Origin of the sequence: Coprococcus sp. RTP21281st1_F1_RTP21281_210402, assembly GCF_040915325.1 — a bacterium.
Taxonomy (GTDB): domain Bacteria; phylum Bacillota; class Clostridia; order Lachnospirales; family Lachnospiraceae; genus Coprococcus; species Coprococcus aceti.
The window spans coordinates 266,612-274,144 of sequence record NZ_JBCPDQ010000003.1; the positions used below are offsets into that span (position 1 = coordinate 266,612).

Sequence of the window (7,533 nt, forward strand, 5' to 3'; positions counted from 1 at the left end):
CTCCGAATCTTCTCTCTCTCTTATTGTAGTACCTCACGGCTTCTATCAGAGAATCCATGTCAAAATCAGGCCACAGTGTATCTGTAAAATAAAACTCAGAATATGCAAGCTGCCATGGGAGGAAGTTGGATGTTCTCTCCTCACCGCTTGTCCTTATTAGCAGATCAGGATCAGGCACACCCTTTGTGTCGAGATATTCCGCAAACAGGCTCTCGTCAATGTCATCCGCACTGATCTTTCCCGCATCGGCATCCTTCATGATCTTCTTCACCGCCCTGACAATCTCATCACGTCCACCGTAGTTTATCGCTATATGGAACTGAAGTCCTGTATTCCCCGCAGTCTCCCTCTCCAGATCATCCATCTTCTGAACTATATCCTCCGGGAGGCCCTCTCGCTTACCTATGAGGTTAACCTTCATGTTGGAGTTGTTAGATCTCTCTATACTGTCAACCAGGTACTTTCTGAAAAGATTCATGATACCTGTGACTTCCTCAACAGACCTCTTCCAGTTCTCCGTGGAAAAAGCATACACTGTAAGATACTTTATTCCAAGCTTATCGCAATTTTCACATATAGCCTCTAGAGCCTTCGCACCCTCTGCGTGTCCATAGTTTCTGGGAAGAAATCTCTTCTTTGCCCATCTGCCATTTCCATCCATGATCACAGCCACATGCTCCGGCACATTAAGTAATTCTCCGTTAATCTCTCTCTTCATATTCTCTCCGCATTCCATTTGAGGGATACATCATATCCATGATTATTATACTGTCATGATCTCCTTGGATTTTGACTCAACAGCCTTGTCGATCTGACCAACGTACTTATCTGTGAGCTTCTGGATCTTGTCCTCGTTGTCCTTGAGCTCGTCCTCGCTTATGTCTCCGTTCTTCTCCATCTTCTTGATGGCATCGTTGGCATCACGTCTGATGTTTCTTATAGCGACCTTTGCGCCCTCACCCTTCTTCTTGATATCCTTGACGAGCTCTTTTCTTCTGTCCTCTGTGAGCTCTGGGAAGTTGAGGATGATGTTTCTTCCATCGTTGTTAGGTGTGATTCCAAGATCAGAATTCATGATAGCCTTCTCTATCTCCTTGACAAGTGATGGCTCCCATGGTGCGATGACCAGTGTTCTGGCCTCTGGAACAGTTATATTTGCAAGCTGCTGCATAGGTGTTGGAACTCCATAATACTCAACCTTGATCTTGTTGAGGATGTTAGGGTTCGCTCTTCCTGCTCTGATGGTAGCATACTCAGCCTCAAGATTCTCAACTGACTTCTGCATCTTCTCTTCGTACTGTGTTAACATGATTCATTCCTCCTGGATTATATATTTTTCTTATTATTTTCCCTTTTATTCCGCATTCACATATGTTCCGGTGAAACCGCCTGTAACGGCTTTCACTATGCTGTTCTCATCATTCAAGCCAAACAGCATCATAGGCATCTTGTTCTCCATGGCAAGAACTGCTGAGGCAAGATCTATTACTCCGAGCTTGTTGTCTACTATATCGCTCATCTTCATGCTGTCATACTTCTTAGCGTTCGGATTGGTCTTAGGATCACTGTCATATACTCCATCGATGGCCTTACCTGAAAGAATGACATCTGCCTGAACCTCTATTGCCATAAGCACTGTCGCCATATCTGTTGAGAAATATGGATGGCCGATTCCACCTGCAAAAAATACGACATCTCCCTGCTCCATATATGCGATTGCCTTGTCCTTGTCAAAAAGCTCAGTCATATTACCACATACAAATGGTGTCATGATGTGTGTCTTTATTCCGCAGCTTCTGAAGCTGTCCGCTGTGTAGATACAGTTCATGACAGTTGCCAGCATTCCTATGGAATCCGCCTTAACTCTGTCCATGTTGTCTGAGGTTCTTCCTCTCCAGAAGTTTCCTCCTCCTATTACTACACATACCTGTATTCCCTTGTCTACTATCTGCTTTACCTGATTGGACACATCTCTGACTGTCTCCTCGTCAAAACCATGTTTCTTATCACCGGCAAGAGCTTCACCGCTCATCTTGAGCAGAATTCTGTCCATCTTCATATCGCGATCCATCCTTTGTGTTCATATTTTATTATTCATATTATATATCGTCATATCCTGGCATGATAACCCATGCAGACATCTGCCTGACGACCTGATTCATTATAGCACATACCCTTTACATTTCAAAGTAAAAAAGAAAGGCACATATCACTGTGTACACGTGCATATGATATGTGCCTTGCTGTTATGCTTATTTCTGTTATATGTCACCCGACAACCTGCTTTCAGATCCCAGATATCATCAATAGCCATCAGAATAATCTGACTCCGTCGATACAATGGAATCCACATCATCCTGAACTGTAAATGTATCAAGATCGAGCTGATTCTCACAGCCTGAATCATTGATGATGTTGTAGCTTATATTCTGTACGGTAGCTGACGGTGTATAATTCATGTCGTCGAACAGGAATCTGTGAAGTGCTGTGGCATTCGTTGCGAGATCACAGGCAACGACATAGCTCACCTCATCCATGGTAGGACTGGCGATGGTAAACGGGAATCCTGTTGTAGTAGACAGCTTGTAGTTGAAGCAGGATTTTGCCATATCAATGATCTCTTCCTCTGTAAGGCTTGATGCAACATCATCCACAACCACGTTGATACAATCAAGCAGCTTGGAGATTCCTGCTGTCTTTGCCGCCTCTATCATCTTGGAGATAACTGTTCTCTGTCTCCATGTTCTTGTTATATCACCCTCATCTGTACTTCTGATTCTGGAGTAGGCTGTAGCCTGCACACCGTTCAGATGAACGACACCTGTGTCATATACATAATCTGAATAAATACCATTTACACCCATCTGCTCGTCAATACACTGGTTGAGCTTATAAAGCTCCTCCTCCTTCAGCTCTATATCAATTCCACCCAGGGCATCGATGGCTTCTGTGAGGGCTGTGAAATTGACTGCAACGTAATCTGTTATATTCAGGTCAAGGTTCTTATTTATCATATTGACAGCGCCCTGTGCTCCGCCGTATGCGTATGCATGAGCTGCCTTCTCGTATGACTGGCTGTCATTACAGAGCTCAAGGTAAGTATCTCTGTACAGTGAGAGAAGCTTGACCTCCTGTGTATCATTGTTGATGCTACAGATGATTATACTGTCTGAACGCACTCCTTCGTCAACCATGCCTGCATCTCTGGTATCTATACCAAACAATGCGATGTTGGTGTATCCTGTCATCTTCTTGACTGTTTCTTCATCCAGATCCTCATTTATATGAGTGTCCTTCAGCTCTTTGTACTGCATCTTGTTATATGTGTTGTTGATGTACGCCTTCACAAACAGAACACCTATGACTATGGCTGCAACAGCCTCGATTGCAAGTATGATTCCCCATACTCTGTTCTTTTTCTTTCTCTTCTGATCCTTCATATCCTGCTCTTCTTCCGCATATTCATCTTCATAATATTCATCATCCGATGTATAAGCTTCCTCTTCTGATGCCGCATCCTCTTCATCGTCTGCGCCCGGTCCAAATGCGCTGTCGGAATAATCATCCTTTGCAATACCGGTTCTGCCATGATCATCTGAATAATCGTCGGCATCGTCATCGTAATCATCTTCATCGTCAAAAAGCATCTCTCCGGCATATCTGCCCTTAACACGCTTCATATCATCGTCATCATGACCACTCATTTTATTTCCCATATTTTTCTCCTAAATATCGAATGTATCTGCCAAAATTTAAATCATATAGCAATACATTTTACTACAAATATCTCATCAATTCAACGGGATACACATAATTCACACATTTTTTATACTTGATCAGTCAGCCAGGATAAACTTGTCCACCACCGGCACAAGTCCGTCCTCGTCATTTGACAATGTTATATAATCGGCATGTTCCTTCACTATGTCCTGTGCATTTGCCATGGCGACTCCCACCCCGGCATACTCTATCATCGTGAGGTCATTATATCCGTCACCGCACGCCACAAGATCCTTTCTGTCCATATCAAGGACCTCAAGAAGCTTCTCAAGGGATGTTGCCTTGTGAACATTTGGCGGCATGATCTCCACAAAATATGGCTCCGAGCGGAATATATTAAGCTGATCACCGAACTTTTCTGCAAGCTCCTGCTCTATCTTCTCCGCCTTGTCAGGATCTGCGGTAAGAAGACATTTGTTGAGAGGAAAATCGATATATTCCCTGAAGTTATCTATCCTCATGATCTCCATATGATTGATACTTGCCTCAAATGTCATGTATCCGTCTATATCAGTTCCGGTTATAACTCGGTCTCCATCGTATGTCACCATTCCGCAGCCCGCTTTCAGACAGTAATCATATATATCCCTCACCACATCATTGTCAAGCACAGCCTGATATACCACCTCGCCGGTACTGTAATCGACGATCCTTCCGCCGTTGAAAGCAAGCACATATCCGCCAAATCTGTCAAGCTCTATGGTGTCTGCTATCTTCCTTATTCCAGGCAGTGGACGTCCCGATGCTATCGCAACGATATGCCCCTTCTCCTGTGCCTCTATTATTTTCTCCAGCGTTGCCGGAGTAATATCCTTCTGAGTATTTGTCAGCGTTCCGTCAATATCAAGTGCCAGTAATTTTTTACTCATTTTATCCTCCATAATGTTATAACATAATTTGCTATATATTTTCTCCTTGATGCTATATAATGTCAGAGTTAGGATGCCGTTACGCCATCCTGCCGCCCATTTCTGACTTTAGGAGAAATCACATGGATATAAACATATACGTTAATCAGAAAAAAATCAACCCTTTGTATCAGAAAGCCATCGCCGAGTACGTCAAGAGACTTTCTCCATACTGTACTCTGTCTATAGTATGTGTTGCAGGGAAAATTAAATGCACCTCAGGGAAAAACACCACAAACTACTGCATATCCGGCTCCGATACCATCTCATCTGAGGACTACGCAGCCCGCATCAACAGTCTGACTTCAAGCGGTACCTCAAAGATAAACTTCTACATAGGGTACGATGAATCACTCACAGCTGATATGGAAAATTTCTCTCTCTGTTCAGTACAGCCGTCCGCCGAGATGACTGCCCTCCTGCTGTCCGAGCAGACCTACAGGGCATACACTATCCTGAACAACATAACCTACCACAAATAATCCCTGTCAGCTCCGGCTTATGATCGCAAGCTGCTCCGCCAGCGTCACCCTTATGAGCTGATGCGGAAATGTCATATCCGACACGCTCATCCTGTAATCAGCCCTCCTCACTATATCTGCAGCAAGTCCAAGAGATCCCCCTATCACAAATGTAACCGTGTCATGTCCGCGCTCCGATGCCCTGCGGACCTGATCGGCAAGTCCTTCCGTGGTCGTCTTCTTTCCTTCTATACACAGTGCGATAACATAGTCGTCTCTCCCGATCACATGTCTCAGCCTGTCCGCCTCGGCCTCAATGATCATGGCATTTACCTTGTCGCCAGCCTTCTGAGGTATCCTCTCGTCAGGAACCTCGCATATCTCCAGACGCCCTCTCTTGTCGATCTCCTTCTTATATTCATTTAACATCTGCGTAAAATGCTGTTCCTTTATCCTGCCGACGCAGGCAATCCTGTATATCATATGAACTCCTTCAGATCAGGCCTGATCAGCCCTCATCCTGTCAAATATCTTCAGTTCTTCCTCTGTATTTTTCTGCGTGCACACACTTACTCCAATGGTGAACAGCAGACTCACTGCAAATCCAACCACGTCACCGCTGATACCCGAGTATGCCGCCAGGCTGCCTCCGTTCACAAACGGGAGATATTTCCACATAACAAATGTGAGTATTCCTGCTATTATTCCGGCATACATGCCTTTTCCGGTCGCATGCCTGTACGTCAGTGTACAGAAAAGAGGAGCCGCAAGTGCCGCCGCACACAATCCCCAGTTTTCGGCGATCATATGCTCTCTGTTGAATTCAACAAACTCTGCCACCAGGAAAATGCAGCATCCGGTCAGCACAACAACACCTATATCTATAAGAAGCTTTGCGATTCCACCGGCTCTTGAGATTGCCGGAACAAGCCCTCTTATATGTTCGCATATATTTCTCATGAACGATTCCAGCATTACGACAACCGCCGCTATAAACACCATAAGCGCGGCAAATCTGAACACATACGCATAGGTTCCCGTTCCAAGCAGCTTCTTGAGCATCAGGTTGTACACCTGGAATGAGTTCATATTTGCCCATGCCTTCTCAGGATAGAGCACCGGTACGACCAGAAGTGCCAGTATACAGCTTGAAAGTATTGTGAACCCTTCAAAGATTACAGCCCATATTCTTCCGACATCGAGCTCCTTGTTATCCCGGATATTTAAGACACCCTTGTACATCAGCGGCATGGCTATACATCCAAGTCCTACTCCCGTCATGGATATCGCACTTCCTATATCCACTGTTTTGCCATCGTAATACAGTATATTCAGATAAATGCTGGTTCCCCCTGCAAGCCTTGATCTCCTGTAATTGTCAAGTATCTCCCTCGCATCCATCCTGTAAAATACCAGTCCGATCATCGTCAGACATACGATTATAACCATTATGAACACTATTGTCTTGATTATTCCCATCAGCTTATTGTCAACCAGTATGGTGGCAAGGATGAGAAATGACACTATGATGGCAAGGCTTATGCTCTCCGGCATGTCCATAAAATAGGCGACAACCGATACGATAACCTTGAGAACAGACACAAGTATCAGGCCAAGCGTCACTATCCATATGACGGACACCAGATCTTTCAACTTCCATGACCCATATCTTGCTGCGAACAGCTCCGGAGCATTGTGTATCTTTTTAGGGGATATCTCAGCATACGAATTCATACGCTTTGACAGAAATATCCATCCGACAACATTGCCCACGAACAATCCCATGGCCACAAGGCACTGTCCTGCACCATGTATTACTATATTAATAGGCAGCAGAAATATGACCCACAATATTACATCATTGGCGCATACCTGCCCTGCGGTGGACACACCGCCACAGTTCTGCCTTTTGATTCCAAATACTCTCTTATCACTAAAAACAGACATGTATCAGCCACTCCATTCTTTTATCTGAATCTTCGTTATCATTTTTATATAATATACCCTGCTCATTCTACCACAGTTGAAGTTTTGCCGCCACCATCATATTTATTGTGACATTTGCCGAAATGTTACCATCAATTGCATTATTTTTTCAATAGTACAAAAACTAGTGATGTGTTATAATCTGAATCGTATGGGATTTTACATATTTATTACATATTTTTTACCTGTCAGAAACACAGGTAAAATTCATTTTACTCAGGAGGGCTATAATTTTGGATTTATTTTCTATTTTAACATTGCTCGGAGGCGTAGGTTTATTTCTGTTCGGAATGAATCTCATGGGTGCCTCGCTGAAGAATCTCGCCGGTGGCAGTCTGGAAAAGGTTCTTGAGAAACTTACAACCGGAAAAAATCAGTTTACGGGAACTATCAAGGGT

8 protein-coding genes are annotated in these 7,533 nt (G+C 44.1%); 1 reads left to right on the top strand and 7 read right to left on the bottom strand.

Translation table 11 applies throughout. The features are described 5' to 3' along the window. The 5 genes from AB5150_RS05465 to AB5150_RS05485 form a co-directional block, all read right to left on the bottom strand. Positions 1 to 718, bottom strand: a 718-nt coding sequence (locus tag AB5150_RS05465; RefSeq protein ID WP_368291458.1) for an isoprenyl transferase, incomplete at its 3' end; no start/stop codon positions are given. A 45-nt stretch (positions 719 to 763) separates the two neighbouring features. Then, the gene (gene frr / locus AB5150_RS05470; protein ID WP_015534829.1) at positions 764 to 1,309 is read right to left on the bottom strand and encodes a ribosome recycling factor; all 546 of its coding nucleotides are present in this window, start codon (positions 1,307 to 1,309) and stop codon (positions 764 to 766) included. Between the two features lie 45 nt (positions 1,310 to 1,354). Further along, on the bottom strand, positions 1,355 to 2,053 hold the full coding sequence (gene pyrH / locus AB5150_RS05475) for a UMP kinase (protein WP_055145001.1): 699 nt from the start codon (positions 2,051 to 2,053) through the stop codon (positions 1,355 to 1,357). Positions 2,054 to 2,303: 250 nt separating this feature from the next. Next, a complete protein-coding gene (locus tag AB5150_RS05480) occupies positions 2,304 to 3,716 on the bottom strand; it encodes an LCP family protein (RefSeq protein ID WP_055144688.1) in 1,413 nt (470 codons plus the stop codon). Between the two features lie 120 nt (positions 3,717 to 3,836). Continuing rightward, positions 3,837 to 4,649 carry a Cof-type HAD-IIB family hydrolase gene (locus AB5150_RS05485; RefSeq protein ID WP_055224117.1) on the bottom strand — a complete coding sequence of 271 codons (813 nt, stop codon included), beginning with the start codon at positions 4,647 to 4,649 and terminating at the stop codon, positions 3,837 to 3,839. Positions 4,650 to 4,771: 122 nt separating this feature from the next. On the opposite strand from AB5150_RS05485, the gene AB5150_RS05490 reads away from it, so the two are divergent. Further along, entirely contained in the window at positions 4,772 to 5,170 is a 399-nt protein-coding gene (locus AB5150_RS05490) for a 23S rRNA (pseudouridine(1915)-N(3))-methyltransferase RlmH (RefSeq protein WP_015534825.1), read from the top strand. A gap of 6 nt (positions 5,171 to 5,176) precedes the next feature. Here the strand turns inward: AB5150_RS05490 and AB5150_RS05495 are convergent, their stop codons facing one another. Next, positions 5,177 to 5,632 (bottom strand): 23S rRNA (pseudouridine(1915)-N(3))-methyltransferase RlmH, encoded by a 456-nt coding sequence (locus tag AB5150_RS05495; protein WP_015534824.1) that lies wholly within the window; start codon positions 5,630 to 5,632, stop codon positions 5,177 to 5,179. 15 nt (positions 5,633 to 5,647) lie between these two features. Continuing rightward, positions 5,648 to 7,096, bottom strand: a complete 1,449-nt coding sequence (locus tag AB5150_RS05500) for a hypothetical protein (RefSeq protein ID WP_055224119.1) — start codon at positions 7,094 to 7,096, stop codon at positions 5,648 to 5,650. Positions 7,097 to 7,533: the final 437 nt, after the last annotated feature.